Origin of the sequence: Pseudofrankia coriaricola (assembly GCF_001854805.1) — a bacterium.
GTDB lineage: Bacteria > Actinomycetota > Actinomycetes > Frankiales > Frankiaceae > Pseudofrankia.
The window spans coordinates 1-15833 of the sequence record NZ_MBLO01000228.1 but is presented as its reverse complement, the minus strand read 5'-3'; the positions used below and the strand labels follow the sequence as shown (position 1 = coordinate 15833).

11 protein-coding genes are annotated in these 15833 nt (G+C 72.8%); 5 read left to right on the top strand and 6 right to left on the bottom strand.

Translation table 11 applies throughout. The features are described 5' to 3' along the window. Window positions 1-45: 45 nt before the first annotated feature. From BCD48_RS28505 to BCD48_RS28485, 5 genes are all read right to left on the bottom strand, one after another. Window positions 46-825: an SDR family oxidoreductase gene (locus BCD48_RS28505; protein ID WP_071051481.1), complete on the bottom strand. Its 780-nt coding sequence runs from the start codon at window positions 823-825 to the stop codon at window positions 46-48. Beyond that, entirely contained in the window at window positions 822-1742 is a 921-nt protein-coding gene (locus tag BCD48_RS28500) for a phytanoyl-CoA dioxygenase family protein (RefSeq protein WP_071051480.1), read from the bottom strand. Before BCD48_RS28500 ends, BCD48_RS28505 begins: the two co-directional genes overlap by 4 nt. 10 nt (window positions 1743-1752) lie before the next feature. Beyond that, entirely contained in the window at window positions 1753-2532 is a 780-nt protein-coding gene (locus BCD48_RS28495) for a 2-C-methyl-D-erythritol 4-phosphate cytidylyltransferase (RefSeq protein ID WP_083419336.1), read from the bottom strand. Between the two features lie 146 nt (window positions 2533-2678). Then, complete coding sequence (locus BCD48_RS28490; RefSeq protein WP_071051530.1) at window positions 2679-4040, bottom strand: DUF4910 domain-containing protein; 1362 nt, start codon at window positions 4038-4040, stop codon at window positions 2679-2681. A gap of 14 nt (window positions 4041-4054) precedes the next feature. Continuing rightward, window positions 4055-4894: a glucose-1-phosphate cytidylyltransferase gene (locus tag BCD48_RS28485; RefSeq protein WP_071051479.1), complete on the bottom strand. Its 840-nt coding sequence runs from the start codon at window positions 4892-4894 to the stop codon at window positions 4055-4057. Between the two features lie 937 nt (window positions 4895-5831). Between BCD48_RS28485 and BCD48_RS28480 the strand changes: the two genes are divergently transcribed. Beyond that, window positions 5832-7118, top strand: a complete 1287-nt coding sequence (locus tag BCD48_RS28480) for a glycoside hydrolase family 26 protein (protein ID WP_071051529.1) — start codon at window positions 5832-5834, stop codon at window positions 7116-7118. 71 nt (window positions 7119-7189) lie between these two features. Here the strand turns inward: BCD48_RS28480 and BCD48_RS28475 are convergent, their stop codons facing one another. After that, window positions 7190-7630, bottom strand: a complete 441-nt coding sequence (locus tag BCD48_RS28475; RefSeq protein ID WP_071051478.1) for a MerR family transcriptional regulator — start codon at window positions 7628-7630, stop codon at window positions 7190-7192. Between the two features lie 602 nt (window positions 7631-8232). Between BCD48_RS28475 and mfd the strand changes: the two genes are divergently transcribed. The 4 genes from mfd to BCD48_RS47365 all read left to right on the top strand — a co-directional run. Then, on the top strand, window positions 8233-11931 hold the full coding sequence (gene mfd, locus BCD48_RS28465; protein WP_071051476.1) for a transcription-repair coupling factor: 3699 nt from the start codon (window positions 8233-8235) through the stop codon (window positions 11929-11931). Between the two features lie 330 nt (window positions 11932-12261). Further along, window positions 12262-13107 carry a hypothetical protein gene (locus BCD48_RS28460; RefSeq protein ID WP_241842048.1) on the top strand — a complete coding sequence of 282 codons (846 nt, stop codon included), beginning with the start codon at window positions 12262-12264 and terminating at the stop codon, window positions 13105-13107. Further along, on the top strand, window positions 13104-14360 hold the full coding sequence (locus BCD48_RS28455) for a nucleoside triphosphate pyrophosphohydrolase (RefSeq protein WP_071051475.1): 1257 nt from the start codon (window positions 13104-13106) through the stop codon (window positions 14358-14360). Before BCD48_RS28460 ends, BCD48_RS28455 begins: the two co-directional genes overlap by 4 nt. A 70-nt stretch (window positions 14361-14430) precedes the next feature. Next, the coding region (locus BCD48_RS47365) for a S49 family peptidase (RefSeq protein ID WP_241842047.1) at window positions 14431-15833 on the top strand (1403 nt) is incomplete at its 3' end.

Genomic DNA, 15833 nt, shown 5'->3' with positions numbered 1-15833 from the left:
GCGAAGTCGGCATCGTCACTCTACTGTTATCCGACTTCGGGCACATCAGTAGCTCTTCTTGGCCGGCCGCAGATGGATCTCAGTCACCTCGGCGCCGGGCGGTAGGCTCAGCACCCCCGCCACGACCTCCGCGACGTCCTGTGGCTGGACCAACAACTCCGGTGCGTACGGCCGGCCCTCCTTGGCGAAGATGGCCTCCTGTCGAGGGGTCGCGGTGCGGCCCAGATGGATGCCGCATACCCGGATCCCGTCCGCGTTCACCTCCTGGCGCAGGCTGTCCGTGATGGCCCGCATCGCATGCTGGGTGGCGGCGAACTGGCCGGCGTTCGCGCCCGCCCGCACGCCCTGAGACGAGTTCACCACCACGACGTCGCCTCCGCCCGCGCACAGCGCGGGCAGCAGCTCCTGGGTGAGCGCGTAGGGCGCCCGCACGTTCGCCGCGTACAGTGCGTCGAGATCCTCGATCGCGGCCTCGGCGTGCGGCCCGCTGGCGTAGCCGCCGGCGCTGTGGACCAGGATGTCCAGCCTAGGACCGGCGAGCAGGCCCGCCACCAGCGCGGAGCGTGCCTCGTCGTCGGTCAGGTCGACCTGCGCCGGGCTCAGCTGGCCGGCCACGGCGGCCGGCGTCGCCCGAGCGGCGGCGGCCGGCAGGGCGTCCAGGCGGGTCTTGTCCCGGCCGACGGCGGTCACCGCCGCTCCCTCGGCGACCAACCGAAGCGCGATCGCCCGGCCGACGCCGCTGGACGCGCCGGTGACCACCGCCACCCGGCCGGCCAGCCGCTGGGCCGCCGAGCCTGGCTCGGACGTCACCGCGTCCCCTGTCACCGAGTCCCCTCGTAGACCAGGATCGCGTCCGCCATCGGCGGGACCTCGTCGTACTCGAGGCACACGTCCTCGGGCAGCCGGGTGAGGTCGGTCGCGCGCAGGTAGTCGCGCATGGTGGTACCGGTGCATTCCGAGTCGGCGTTCGGCGCGCCGATGTGGCCGAGCACGTCGTCGTGGTTGACCGTGCGGAAGTCGATGCTGAACCGGGTGCGCCCGGAGGTGTTCGGCACGGACGAGTGCAGCTGCTGCGCGGAGAAGATGAGCATTCCACCGGACGGGGCGATCACCCTGGTCTGCGGGAAGAGCTCGACCTCCTCCTGTGGCCTCGGCTGCACCCGGGTGTCGCTCTTGATGTGCTTCGCGGCCGACGCCCGGTTGGTCGCGTTCCATTCGTAGTAGTTGTACGTGGAAGAACTGTTCTCGACCGGCCGGCCAAAGTACTTCGGGTGGAAGGCCAGGCCGTTCTCCGGGACGATGTCGAACACCGGGAACCACCAGTTCAGCTGGCAGAACGGCGCCGAGTACCAGGTGTCCCGGTGCGGGTGGAACGCGTAGGCGATGCCCGAGGTGAGGTAGTCGTCGCTGGTCGATGTGCGCAGCCGGGGCACGTCGAAATAGGTCTTCTCCGGGTCGGCGCCGTGCTCGACGAGCACCTCCCGGATCAGTTCCTTGCAGCGAGGGTGGTGGATGAACCGCGGCTTCAGGTCGGCGAGCAGCGCGGCGTAGTCCTCGACCTTCATGTGGTGCTGCGCGGTCTCGGGGTCGAGGTCGCCGAACGCCTCGCGCACCAGGTCCCGGGTGAACTCGACGAACGCGAGCGACGCCGGCTTCGGCCCGTAGACGAACAGGTCGCCCGCGTACAGGCGGGCGCGCCGCTCGTCATCGGACAGCGTGGACTCGACCAGTACCGTGCTCATCAGATTCCCCTCATCTGGCCGCAGGGCGCGCGACGGTGGCGGAGCCTCGCGCGGCCGGAGGCCCCGGCGATACAGCGACCAGGCCAGCCCCGGCCGCGAGCAGTCGCCGGGCCATCGTCAGCTCTTCTGGCGTCGTCACGTGGATGTTCATCGGCTCGCCTGGCACCACGACGACGGCCGCGCCGAGCGCGGCGACCATCGCGGAGTCCTCGACGGCCTCCGTCGCGTCGGCATGCGCCGCGCGCAGCAGATCCGCGCGGAACGCGTGCGGGGTCTGCACCAGCCTGTGGGTCTCACGCGCCAGCGAGCGCCCCGCCACCAGCGCACCGGCCGGGCCGCGCTCGGCGTCCGCCAAGGCGACCTCCTTGACGACCTCGGTGAGTGGCAGTCCCGGGACGGCCGCGTCCGCGCCGCCGCGTACCGCGTCCACCACCCGGTGGTACAGGTCGGCGGTGGCGAGCGGATGGGCGGCGTCGGTGATGACGATGACGCCCGCGGCGGTCGGCACCGCGGCCAGGCCCGCTCGGACCGACTCGGCCCGGCTGGCGCCGCCGCCAGTCACCCGTACCTGCGGCGGGCCCGCGGTGGGCTCCGGCCGCCAGCGATCCAGCAGCGCGGGCGGGAGCACCACGACGACGCCGTCGCTCGCGGGGCCCGCGGCCAGCACCGGGTGCTCGACCAGCGGGCGTCCACCCAGGTCGAAGAACTGCTTCGGCCCGCCGAACCGGGTGCCACCGCCGCCGGCCAGCACCACAGTCCAGACCGGACCGTCCGCGACGTGGACGCTCATGGGGTCGGGGCGCGGGGCGCCCCGACCATCGGGCGCTGAGCGCCCTCCTGACCTGGTCACAGGTCGGTGTGCATGGCGGTGGTCGGCGTCTGTCTGGGCAGACGAGGTGGCTGGGTTGACAGCGTGCGTCGCTGGAAGGCTGACGCTCATGCGGCGTCCTCGCGGACCAGGAGGCCGACGCCGGCCAGCGCGTCGACAGCGGCGGTGACCGAGCCGAACTCGATTCCCGCCCGGGCGGCGATGTCGAGCAGGTCGTGCGTCCCGTCGGCGAGGTTGAGAACCCAGAGCAGGCCCATCTCGACGGCCTGGCGGTTCATCGTCGCGCCGATCGCGCGGTACAGCCCGCGTCGGCCGAGCTGCGGCTCGCCGTACGGGCTCGTGTTGCGCCAGACCGCGTTGCGCTCGCAGATCTCGATGATCCGCGTGAGCAGGCCGAACGACTCGGCCAGATTCTCCGGGCTGACGAAGTCCAGGTTGTCGGCCGAGGTGTGGTATTCGGGGTACTCGCCGTGCTGGCCGCGCCCGAAACGGCCCACGGGCAGGTCGAAGCCGGGGGAGCAGAACTGCCGTTCGTCGTAGCCGTACGGCGAGAAGTCGACCACCCGGTGCGGCCGCCCGGTCTCCGCGAGCGCGACGGCGGCCGCCCGGTCGACGACCGCGTCGCCGCGCCTGCTGCGCTTGTAGGTGGGCTGGGAGCGGTCGCCGAGGCCGGTCAGCACCAGCCCGTGCCGGATCCGGCTGACAACGTCCCGGTTCTGGGCGAGCCAGGTGATCGAGCCGATCGTGCCCGGGATGAACAGCAGCCGGAACGTGTGCCGCCGCAGCGGCAGCGCCGCCAGATGATGGGCCAGCTCCGTGAGGATGGCGATGCCGGACCCGTTGTCGTTCGCCGTCGCCGGATGGCACGTGTGCGTCGTGATCAGGAACTCTTCGGGCTCGCCGCCCGCCGGGGCCGGCTCGGTCGCGGGCAGGACGATCTCGGCGTAGGTGAGCGAGCCGTCCGTGAGGGTGGTGTCGATGACCACCTCGTACTCGCCGTCCGGCAGCGCGCGCAATGCGGTGTCCGTCAGGCAGAAGCCCCAGTTCTCGTTCCAGTAGGACGTCCGGTAGGGGATCCAGTCCGGCCGGTCCGGCATCGAGAACAGGTGCGGGCGCAGCTCGTCGAGGCTCACGCGGGCGCGGGTGGGGACGCTGTAGCCCAGCAGGTGCAGCGGGTGGTCGGCGATGTCGACCACCCGTGACCCGTCCGGGCCGACCAGGTAGGCCGCCCGGACGTTCCACTCCTTGGGCACCGTCCAGTCGAGCACCGGCGTGCCCGAGGGCACCTCATGGACCTCGAACGGGATCTCGGCGCCCCCTCGGCCCTCGGCGAGGGCCTTCTGGACGATCTCGAGGGTCGCCCGGACGCCGTCGCCGGTGATGCTGCGGACCGGCGCCGCGCCCAGCGCGGCGACCAGGCCATGCAGCCGCTCGCCGAGCGCGGCGTCCTGGGTCTCGGAAGTACTCACGGTGACGAGTGGACTCAGTCGGTCCAGACGCGCCACGGAGCGGCGCCCGCATCCCAGAGCTGGTTGAGCTCGGTCCAGTCCCGGAACGTGTCCATCCCCATCCAGAACCCGTCGTGCGGGTACAGGGAGAGCTGCCGGTCGCGGGCGAGCTGCTGCAGCGGGTAACGCTCCAACATGAGCGACGGGTCGTCGTCGACGTACTTGTCGGCGAACTCGCGCTCGAAGACGAAGTAGCCACCGCTGACCCAGCCGGTCTGCGGGGGCTTCTCGGCGAACAGGGTGACGCCGTCGCCGTCCGTCTCCAGCTCTCCGTACCGGCTCGAGGGCCGCACCCCGGTCACGGTGCCCATCCGGCCGCCGCGCAGGTGCGCGTCGAACAGCGCGGCCACGTCGATGGCACCGACGCCGTCACCGTAGGTGAGCAGGAAACGTGGGCCGGTGAGGTACTGGCGGACGCGGTGCAGCCGGGCCCCGGTGCCGTTGAGCAGGCCGGTCTCCGCGAAGGTGACCTCCCAGTCCTCGTCGCCCTCGGCGTTGTGGAACTCGGGAGTGTGGTCGTCGGAAAGCTTCAGCGTGAAGTCCGCCACCTGCTCGCGGTAGTTGACGAAGTAGTTCTTGATGGCGTCGCTCTTGTAGCCAAGGCACAGGATGAAGCGCCGGAAGCCGTAGTGCCCGTAGGTCTTCATGATGTGCCAGAGGATCGGCTTGCCGCCGATGTCGACCAGCGGCTTCGGCAGCTTCTCGCTGGCCTCGCGCAGCCGGGTGCCCATCCCACCGCAGAGGATGACGACCGGGATGTCCGCGGCGCCGGGGACGGTGCGGGCCGGCGTGGAAGCCGAGCTCGGGGGTGTCACGGCTGTTTGTTCTCCCAGAGTCGGACCCGGGCATGCTCCCGGGCGTTGGTCTGCCGGCAAACGAGCGGGCCGGGGCAACGTCGGGCGACCTGGCCGAGGTGGCCACAGCCCTGGCCGGTCGTGGCCGAGACGGCCGGGCCGCCGGTGGGAGCCAGGGACCGCTCCCCTGGCAGGGACCGCGGGTCCTGGCGGGTCCGAAAGATCAGCTGCTCCCACTCCCGCGGTGACGTCCGGGACGCTGCCGCAGTAACCGTACCGTACTGAACTTCTCGGTCCGCGCAGGCTGGGGCGGTCCCGCGGCCGGACGCTCCGCGCCCGCCACCGGGCGCCGCCTGGTCGGGCGCTGAGCGCCCTCCCTGCGTGGTACCGGGCCCTGGTACGCGCCGCGTCGGCTTGGGCGCCGCGTCGGCTTCGGCGGGTGACGCGTCAGCCGGCGGGATGTCTGTCGGGCGCGGGGCGCCTTCCTTAGGTGGTTCCGGGCCCTGGCTTATGGCGGTGGTAGGGGGCTGGGGCTGGTCGGAGCCCAGCGGGTGTCCGGGATCGCACAGTGGCGGATTCACAACGGCGCGTGCCTGAACGTCCGCTTGGCGCACGGTGGATCGGGGCTGCCTGGGAACGGGTGATATGCCTTCCTGGTCCGTCACCAGGCTTCGTGCGTGGGTACCGGGCTGGCAACCACCGGCTCGCGTAAAGCGTCCTCTTCTTGTTCTTGCCGTTCTTGTCCAGGCTGGGCGGCAACGAGGGAAGACCTGGGGATGGTCACGGTGTGTGCTCGCGTTCAGATCCGGCGAGTCCAGGCGTGTCGCGGCGTGCTCGGCTTCGCCATGCTGCCCCGGGGCGCGGCCGGCGGACGTAGTAAGTTTCGGTACCTTTTGGGCGCCACTGACTCACCCTGCCCTGGTCGGGTGGCGCCACACCGCGACGGAGGTGAGTGTCGGTGACCCGCCGTGGTGGATCGACCCGGGAGCACGCACGCGAGGAGCTGCGCTACTACGGTGACGAGGCCCATCGCTGGTACGACTGGCTGGTCGAGCGTTCGGGCGGCCGGGCGAGGTTCAAAAGCCGCGTGCTGCCGGGGATCGCGGTCGCCCTCGTCCTGGTGCTGGGCCTCACCGCCTGGGCGGTGACTCCCAAGTCGGGCAAACACGAGGACGACGACGGGGGCTTCGCGGCCGCCGCCTCGACATCCGCCGCGTCCGCCTCCCCCGCCGGCCCCGCCATGGCGGCCGCGTCCGCGCCGGCCGTCGCCCCCGGCGGGCCACCCGCCCGGCCTCGCGCGCAGCCCGCGAGAACCAACGGCCCGTGGCCGACAGGGATGTCCGCCGGCAACAGCGGCCAGGCGAACACCTTCGCGAGCTACCGCGGCCGGCCCAACGACGTGGTGGTCATGTTCACCGCTCGCGACAGCTGGGGGTCGATCACCGGACCGTGGATCGGCGACAGCGCCAACCACTTCAGCAGCTTCCCCGGCACCTGGGTTGTCTCCGTGCCGATGTTTCCGGAACCGCCATCGGGCACGAACGTCGACACCTGGAACCAGCAGCGCATGGCGGAGTGTGCCTCCGGCGCCTTCGACGTCCAGTTTCGCAAGTTCGGCAACTGGCTTAACCGGCAGGGACGATCGGACTCGTTCGTCCGCATCGGCTGGGAGTTCAACGGCAAGTGGTTCGCCTGGAAGGCCGCCAACCCCCAGCAGTGGGTCCAGTGCTTCCGCCACGAGGCCCTCGCGCTGATCTCGGTGGCCCCGCGGGTGCGGATCGACTGGACGATCAACGCGCGCACCACGCTGCCAAACGGCGGCGACCCGTTCTCCGCCTACCCGGGTGACGATGTCGTCGACGTGATCGGGATCGACACCTACGACCAGTACCCGCCGAGCTACGACACCGGGTCGTTCAACGCCAAGTGCGAGGACGGTCCGCTGCTGCCGGGGCCGTGCTATGTGATCAACTTCGCGCAGCTGCACAACAAGCTGTTCTCCGTGCCGGAATGGGGGCTGGTCGACAAGGGCACCCCGGCGGGCCAGGCGGGCCAGGCCGGCGGCGACAACCCGTTCTACATCCAGCAGATGGCCAGGCTCTTCCGGCAGTACAGGGGCATGCTCGCCTACGAGGCCTACTTCAACGACAGCGACCCTCGCAACGTGAACTCGTCGCTCACGAACCCCGTGCAGCAGCCCAACGGCTCGGCGGCCTACCGCTCGCTCTGGTCGGCCAGCCAGTAGAACGAGCGCGGCGCGCCCGCCTTGCGGGCGCGCGACACCCTGCCTGTGTGGTTCGGGGCTGGGGCTGCCCGCTACCCGCGGCGCGATCGGTCGGCGTCGTCGTACAGGCCGGAGACGAATGCCTCCGCGACGCCGACCTGCTGGCGCAGGGCGGCCAGCTTCTCCTCGGCGAGCACCACCCACGTGCGCAAGCGCTCCTCCAGCGCGGCCCGCGCGTCCAGGGCAAGGCCCGGACGCGAGAGCTCGTCGCGCAGAGTGAGTAGTGATCGCATCTCCTCAAGGGTGAAGCCAAGGGGCTTCATCATCTTGATCAGGAAAAGCCGCTCCACGGTGTCCTCGTCGTACAGCCGGAAGCCGCCGGCGGTACGCCCGGCCGGCATCAGCAGACCGGCCTCCTCGTAGTAGCGGACGGTGCGCAACGACAGGTCGACCCGCTCGGCGACGTCCCCGATCTGGTAGAGGTCGGCGCGACCGGTTCTTGGCGTGGACTGGCCACGGCGCGTGGTGGACAACTCTACCCTTACGTCAAGTGAGACTGGCAGGCCCCTACCGGGCCGGCCAGCTGATGGCAGATGACTGTACGTCGCGCCGACCATTCGGCCCACCCCGTCAATCCCGCGTGCGCCCGTTCGGCGGGTGGCCGCGGCCGGCGAATTCGGTGGGGGGACGAGCCGGCGCGGGCAGCCGGGACCTCCCGTACCCTGACCATGGAGTTGTTCGCTGTTATCGGGCTTCTGGCCGCGCGTGGCCTCATGATCGTTTATCCTGATGGTCGTCGCGCGCAGGGGCCTCGGCAGATCTGGGTCAGCGGACCGGACGGGAAGCCCGACGGCCAGCCGCGGGCGCGGCGGGCACCAGAACGGGGTACGGCCTTATCCAGGTCGGGCGACGGCCTGCTTCAGGCCCGCCAGGCGAGCGGGCCGCCGGACGGGCGCCCGGCCGTGCGCCCAGAACTGCCCGAAGTTCCGGTGCCGTGTGCCGGCAGAAGCCGCGGCCCGGCTGACGTTGTAGTCCGAGACGTTGTTGTAGTCCAGACCGTGCGCCCGCGCGGGCACACACCGACATCCAAGGTCCGGCGGTCGCGCCGGACCTGGAAGAGGCCGGGACGGATCCGATGACCCTCGCGCCGCTGCTCGACGCCCTCACCGCCCGGCCGGGCGGTGAGCCGGCGCTGCTGCGTGTCCAGGCCGCCCTCGAGACCGCTGGGGGCCCCGGCGGCCGGGGCGGCCCGGTGGTGCCGGTAGATCTCTCGGGGCCGCCCGGGCTGCGCCCGTTCGCGGTCGCGGCGCTGGCCCGCGCCGGGCGTCAGGTGCTCGCCGTGACCGCCACCGGGCGGGAGGCGGAGGACCTCGCCGACGCGCTCGGCAGCGTGCTCGGGCCGGACGCCGTCGCGGTCTACCCGAGCTGGGAGACGCTGCCGCACGAACGGCTCTCGCCGCGCGCCGACACCGTCGGGCGGCGCCTCGCGGTGCTGCGCCGGCTCGCGCACCCCGAGACCTGGGCGGGCGACGGGCATGTCGCGGCCGGCGGGCGCGCGGCGCCCGCCGGGCCGCTCTCGGTCGTCGTCGCGCCGGTGCGTGCCGTGCTGCAGCCGCAGGTCGCCCGCCTCGGGGACCTCGACCCGGTGCTGCTGCGCCGCGGCGACACCGCCGACCTTGAGGACGTCGTCGAGCGGCTGGTCCAGACCGCCTACCACCGGGTCGACCTGGTGGAGCGGCGCGGCGAGATCGCGGTGCGCGGCGGCATCCTCGACGTCTTCCCGCCCACCGAGGAGCACCCGCTGCGGGTCGAGTTCTTCGGCGACGAGATCGAGGACGTCCGGCCGTTCTCGGTGGCCGACCAGCGCGCCCTCGACGCCGGGAAGACTGCGGGGCAGGGCGCCACCGGCGGCGAGTACACGCTGTTCGCGCCGCCGTGCCGTGAGCTGCTGCTGACCGAGGACGTGCGCGCCCGCGCGGCCCGGCTGGCGCTCGAGCATCCGGACCTCGTCGAGATGCTCGACAAGATCGCTTCGGGTATCCCGGTGGAGGGGATGGAGGCGCTCGCGCCGGTCCTCGTCGACAGCCTGGTGCTGCTTCTCGACGAGCTGCCGGCCGGCACCCAGCTGCTGCTGTGCGACCCGGAGCGCATCCGCGCCAGGGCCGCCGAGCTGGTCCGCACCAGCCAGGAGTTCCTCGCCGCCTCCTGGAGCTCGGCCGCGCTCGGCTCGGCCACCCCCATCGACCTCGGCTCGGCGGCCTACCGCTCGCTCGCCGACGTGCGCGCCCGCGCGGCCGAGCTGGGCCTGCCCTGGTGGACCGTCAGCCAGTTCGGCGCCATGAACGCCGGGGAGGAGGCCGACGAGGCCGCCGCGGCCTTCGACCCGCCCGACGAGGCCGCCGCGGCCTTCGACCCGCCCGACGAGGCCGTGGCGACCAGCCTTCGCCCGGCGCCCGCCTACCACGGCGACACCGCTCGCCTGGTCGCCGACGTCAAGGGCTGGCTGAACGACTCGTGGCGCGTCCTGGTGGTCACCGCCGGCCACGGCCCGGCGCAGCGGCTCGCCGAGCTGCTGCGCGAGGCCGACCTCGGCGCCCGCGTCGCCGACGACGCCGAGCTCGCGCCGTCCGTCGTCACCGTCACCCAGGGGCAGCTGTCCACGGGCTTCGCCAGCGACCTGCTGCGCCTGGCCGTGCTCACCGAGGCCGACCTCGCCGGCGCCCGCGGCGTCACCACCAAGGACATGCGCCGGCTGCCCAGCCGGCGCCGCAAGGGCATCGACCCGCTGGCGCTGGCCGCCGGCGACCTGGTCGTGCACGAGGCGCACGGTGTCGGGCGGTACGTCGAGATGGTCACCCGCACCGTCGTCGGCGCGAAGCGCGAGTACCTCGTGCTCGAGTACGCCAAGGGTGACCGTCTCTACGTCCCCACCGACCAGCTCGAACAGGTCACCCGCTACGTGGGCGGCGAGGGCCCGACGCTCGACCGGATCGGCGGGGCCGACTGGGCGAAGCGCAAGAGCCGGGCACGCAAGGCGGTCAAGGAGATCGCCGGCGAGCTGATCCGGCTCTACAGCGCCCGGATGGCGGCCCCCGGCTACGCGTTCGCCCCCGACAACCCGTGGCAGCGCGAGCTGGAGGACGCCTTCCCGTTCCGGGAGACCCCCGACCAGCTCTCCGCGATCGACGAGGTCAAGCGGGACATGGAGCGCGCGGTCCCGATGGACCGGGTGATCTGCGGCGACGTCGGCTACGGCAAGACCGAGATCGCCGTGCGGGCCGCGTTCAAGGCGGTGCAGGACGGCAAGCAGGTGGCCGTGCTCGTGCCGACCACGCTGCTCGTCCAGCAGCACTACCAGACCTTCTCCGAGCGGTACGCGGCCTTCCCCGTGATCGTGAAGGCGATGAGCCGGTTCAACTCGGCCACCGAGCAGAAGGCCGCGCTCGCCGGCCTGGCCGACGGCTCCGTCGACGTCGTCATCGGTACCCATCGACTGCTCTCGAACGAGACCAAGTTCAAGGACCTGGGGCTCGTGATCGTCGACGAGGAGCAGCGGTTCGGCGTCGAGCACAAGGAGCACCTGAAGAAGATGCGGACGGCGGTGGACGTGCTAACCATGAGCGCCACCCCGATCCCGCGGACGCTCGAGATGTCGATCACCGGCATCCGGGAGCTGTCGACGATCGACACCCCGCCCGAGGAGCGCCACCCGGTGCTCACCTCGGTCGGCGCCTACGACGCCCGCCAGGTCGCCGCCGCCATCCGGCGCGAGCTGCTGCGCGAGGGACAGGTCTTCTACATCCACAATCGGGTCGAGTCGATCGACAGGGCCGCGGCCCGGCTGCGCGAGCTCGTCCCCGAGGCGCGGATCGCGACCGCGCACGGCCAGCTCAACGAGGACGTGCTCGAGAAGGCGATGGTCGCCTTCTGGGAGAAGAGGTACGACGTCCTGGTCTGCACGACGATCGTCGAGTCGGGCCTGGACATCTCCAACGCCAACACGCTCATCGTCGAGCGGGCCGACGTCTTCGGCCTGTCCCAGCTGCACCAGCTGCGCGGCCGGGTCGGGCGTGGGCGCGAGCGGGCGTACGCCTACTTCCTCTACCCGCCGGACCGGCCGCTCACCGAGACCGCGCACGACCGGCTCGCGACCATCGCGCTGAACACCGACCTCGGCGCGGGCATGGCCGTCGCGATGAAGGACCTGGAGATCCGCGGCGCCGGCAACCTGCTCGGCGGCGAGCAGTCCGGGCACATCGCGGCCATCGGCTTCGACCTGTACGTGCGGATGGTCGGCGAGGCGGTCGCCGACTACAAGGGCCAGGCGCCCGAGGAGCTGCCTGAGGTCAAGGTCGAGCTCCCGGTCGACGCGAGCCTGCCGCACGACTACCTCGGCAGCGAGCGGCTCCGCCTGGACGCCTACCGCCGGATCGCCGCCGCGGCGAGCGAGGCCGACCTCGACGAGGTCCGCGCGGAGCTCGTCGACCGCTTCGGCCCGCCGCCGGAGCCGGTGGAGAACCTGCTGGCCGTCGCCTCGCTGCGGGTACTCGCCCGCGGCTACGGCCTGGCGGAGATCACGCTGGCGGGCAAGCAGATCCGGTTCGGCCCGCTGGAGCTGCGGGAGAGCCAGACGCTGCGGCTGCAGCGGCTGTACAAGGGCGCCGTCGTCAAGCTCGCGGCCCGCACGGTGCTGGTCCCGGCGCCTAGCCTGACCGGCCGGATCGGCTCCCCGCCGCTGCGCGACAAGGCGTTGCTCGCCTGGGCCGCGGACCTGCTCGCCGCCATCGTCGGCGACTCCATCACCTCGGCGGCGAACGTTGCCGGCCAGGCGTGAGGTCGGTCGATGGTGAGGCATTGGGACAGGGTCGGGTGCGGCGGTCCCGCGCCTGACGCTTCGCGCCCGGCGCCGGGCACCGCCTGTCGGGCGCTGAGCGCCCTCTCGGGCAGTTCCGGCTCGGTGCTATGGCGGTGGTCCGTCTGGTTCCGGATCACTGACGTGGTTGGGTTGGTGCCAGCGCTGATGCGCCGTCACTGGTCGTGGTTGGGTTGGTAGCACACAGTTGACCGCGTGTTCTGAGCTTCCGGGCGTGAAGGGCGGTGAATGGTGAGGCATTGGGACAGGGTCGGGTGCGTCACCCCTGTTAGGGCAGCTAACGTGGCGTCCGTGAAGTCACCACGTCTGCACGGCCAAAGGGTGCGCGAAAATGATCTTCCTTCGCGCGCCCGGCGGTCCTCATTTCGGGCGACGCTGTTGGGTGCCGCGCTCGCGCTGGTCGCGGTGGCGATGACCGCCTGCACGAGCCATGCCGGCGCCGCCGCGCAGGTCGACGACCAGAAGATCGAGACGGCCACCGTGAGCGCCATCGCGGACCGCGGCATGGCCGCCTACAAGGCGTACGCCGCCGCGCATCCTGATGTGGTCGCGCAGCGTGAAGCCCAGCAGGGCCCGGTCACCCATTACCTCGTGCAGCGCCGCGCGCTGAACACCCTCATCCGGCTCAGGCTGGATGAGGCGAAGGCGCACGAGCTCGGGATCACGCTCACCTCGCAGGACTTCGACGCCTACTACCAGGCGCTCGCGGTGACCCAGGCCGGCGGCATCCCGGCCTTCGAGGACGCCGTCGGGGTGCTCGGGTTCGCGCCGCAGGACGTGCGGGCGCAGGTACACGTCGACGCGCTCGAGTCCAAGATCGCGGACCGGATCGCGCCGGACCTGGTCGGCTCGGACGCGCAGGCGAAGTCGGCCTACGACGCGCTGCTGGCCCAGTTCGGGGTGAAGTCCCTGCCGCTCAGCTACGCGCAGCTGCGGTCCTTCCTGGCCCACGACATCGTCATGGGAACCGCCCGGACGGACAAGGTCACCCCCGAGCTGGTCAAGGTCTCCCGCCAGCTGGGGGTGTCGGTGAGCCCCCGGTTCGGGACCTGGAGCGTCGATGACCTGCAGGTGCTGGCGCAGTCCGGCTCCATCGCGACCACGCCGACGCCGGTTCCGCAGCTGAGCCTGTCGTGACCGGGGCCGGCCCGGCCCGGGTCACGTTGCTCGCGACCAGCGCCCGGGTCGCGCCGGGCCTGCTCACCGCCGAGGCCTGGGACCTGGTCCGCCGGGTCCCGGTGCGCTGCGCCGACCCGACACACCCTCAGCTCGCCGCGTTGCGCGCGGCCGGCGTCGGCGTCGAGGTCCTCGCCACGCCGGAGCCGTCCGGGCCGGCCGAGGGGGCCGACGGGGCCGAAAGCGCCGGTTGGGTGCTCGCCTGGCTGCGCGCCGCCGCCGCGGCGGCCGGCGTGGACGAGGTTGCGTGGCTGCTCGAGCCGGCGGCGGGCTGGCCCGGTCCCGCAGCCAGGCTCGACGCCGCCCTGCGCGCACGCGCGGGCACCGAGCCGGAGGCGGTGCGCGTCGTCGCGGGGACGCACGACGTGGCGGGCGCGGTCCTGCTGGACGCGGTCGCCGTGATGGACCGGCTGCGCTCGCCCGGCGGCTGCCCGTGGGACGCGAAGCAGACCCACGCCTCACTCGCGCCGTACCTGCTGGAGGAGGCCTACGAGGCCTACCAGGCGATCGAGGACGCCCAGCCGGCCGAGCTGCGCGAGGAGCTCGGCGACGTGCTGATGCAGGTCCTGTTCCACGCGCGGGTCGCGCAGGAGGCGGCCGACGGCGACGTGGACCGGGGCGGTGGCCGGTTCGATGTGGACGAGGTCGCCGCCGGGCTCGTGGACAAGCTGGTGCGACGGCACCCGCACGTGTTCGGCGACGTGGCCGTCGCCGGCGCGGACGAGGTGGTCACCAACTGGGACGCCATCAAGGCCGCCGAGAAAAGCCGGCGTTCGGTCACCGACGGCGTCCCGCTGACCCAGCCGGCTCTCGCGCTCGCCGCGAAGCTGCAGAGCCGCGCCCGCAAGATCGGCGTCCCCGCCGACCTCGTCCTGCCCGCCGCGCCGTGGGCCGAGACCGGTGCCGCGACGGTCGACGACGTGGCATCCGAGGGCCTGCCCGTGGCGGGCGGTCCTGGCACGCCCGCCGCGGCGGTCGTCGCGATCGCGGCCGGCCCGGAGCTGGATGAGCGCGGGATCGGCGACCTGCTGTTCGCCGCCGCCGCGCTGGCCGAAGCCGCCGGTGTCGACCCGGAGGCCGCCCTGCGCGCTCGTGCCCGCGTCTTCCGTGACGCCCTGGCGCGGGCCGAGGAGTCCGCCCACGCCGACGCCGTGGATCCGGCCGCGCAGGGCTCGGCCGACTGGCGCCTCCGGTGGCCGCCGCGCACCTCCTGACCGATTTGGGTTCACGTTGGGAGTGCGATGGGTGGTTACGGTGACATTGGCGCGGTCGTAGCCTCTGGGCATGGAGACGACGACGCCCCGCCACGCGATCGCCGAGATCCGCGCGCTGGCCGCCCGGCGCAACGCCCCGCTGATCCTGGAGCTGGACCTCACGGTCGACCCGATCGAGGGGGCCGTCGACGACCCCCTGGCCGCCTGGCGGGGCCGGCACCGCCAGACGCTGCGCGATCTCGTGGACGGCCTGCGCCGGGCCGCGCTCGATCCCAGGACCCGGGTGCTCGTCGCGCACGTCGCCAGCTGCGGGATGCCGCTCTCGCGGGCGCAGGAGATCCGGGATGCCGTCGCCGAGTTCCGCGCGGCCGGGAAGTTCACGATCGCCTACGCCGACACGTTCGGCGAGTTCGGCGGTGGGACCGTCCCGTACTACCTGGCCTGCGCCTTCGACCAGATCTGGCTCGCCCCGCCAGGTGACCTCGGGCTCACCGGCGTCGCCAGCCACACCCCGTTCCTGCGCGACGCGCTCGACCGCCTCGGCGTGACCACCGAGCTCGGAGCGAGGCACGAGTACAAGAACGCCGTCAACACGTTCGTCGAGCGCGGCTTCACCCCCGCCCACCTGGAGGCGACCACGCGGGTGGTCGAGTCCTGCGCCGACGAGATCATCGCGGGCATCGTCGCCGGCCGGCGGCTGCCTTCGGACCGGGTGCGCTCGCTGGTCGACGCGGGGCCGCTGTCGGCGCGGGTGGCGCTCGGCGCCGGCCTGATCGACCGGCTCGGCTACCGCGACGAGGTGTACGCGGCGGCCCGCGGGCGCGCCGGGGCCGAGGACCCGACCGCCGAGCCGGTGGCATCCGCTCCCGAGCCGCTTGCCGCCCCGGCGCCGCCGGGGCAGCCGTCGCTGGCCGCCGCCCCCGAGCCCGGCTCCGCCGCGCGCGCTGAGTCCGCCGCCCCGGCGGCCGAAGGGCCCGACGCCGTCGCCGACGCCGAAGGGCCGTCCGGTCGATCCGCTGACACAGATCCGGGCCTCCCGGCGGGGCGGAGCCTCGTCGAGCCCACGCCTGGCGGACCGGCGGAGCCCGGAGCGGCCGAAGGCCCCATGGCGCTCACGGCCACGGATCCCGCCGCGGAGGTCTCCTCGACCGTCGCCGCGGATCCGCCCGGCGGTGACGCCGCGGGCACGGCGCCCGCCGGCGGCGCCGAGACGGGCACCGAGACCCACGCCGACGCGGGCGGCCGCGCAGGCGCCGACGCGGGAGACGGGCCAGACGGGGGCGCCCGTGCTGTCGCAGGCTCGGGCGGCGCCAGTACGCCGGCTACGGGCGAGGACGTCACCGCCGCCGGGAAGTCCGCCCCCGGCGGGGGAGGCGATGGCGGCGGGCCGCTGGCCGGCGGGCCCTCGGCCGACGGGCCGGAGCGCTCATCGGGGGGGTCCAGCCCCGTCCCGATGTACCTGGGCGCCTATCG

Excerpts from the sequence above, each read along its gene's own strand:
- BCD48_RS28495 (WP_083419336.1), bottom strand. The coding sequence starts at position 2,532 with ATGAGCGTCCACGTCGCGGACGGTCCGGTCTGGACTGTGGTGCTGGCC.
- mfd (WP_071051476.1), top strand. The coding sequence starts at position 8,233 with ATGACCCTCGCGCCGCTGCTCGACGCCCTCACCGCCCGGCCGGGCGGT.
- BCD48_RS28500 (WP_071051480.1), bottom strand. The coding sequence starts at position 1,742 with ATGAGCACGGTACTGGTCGAGTCCACGCTGTCCGATGACGAGCGGCGC.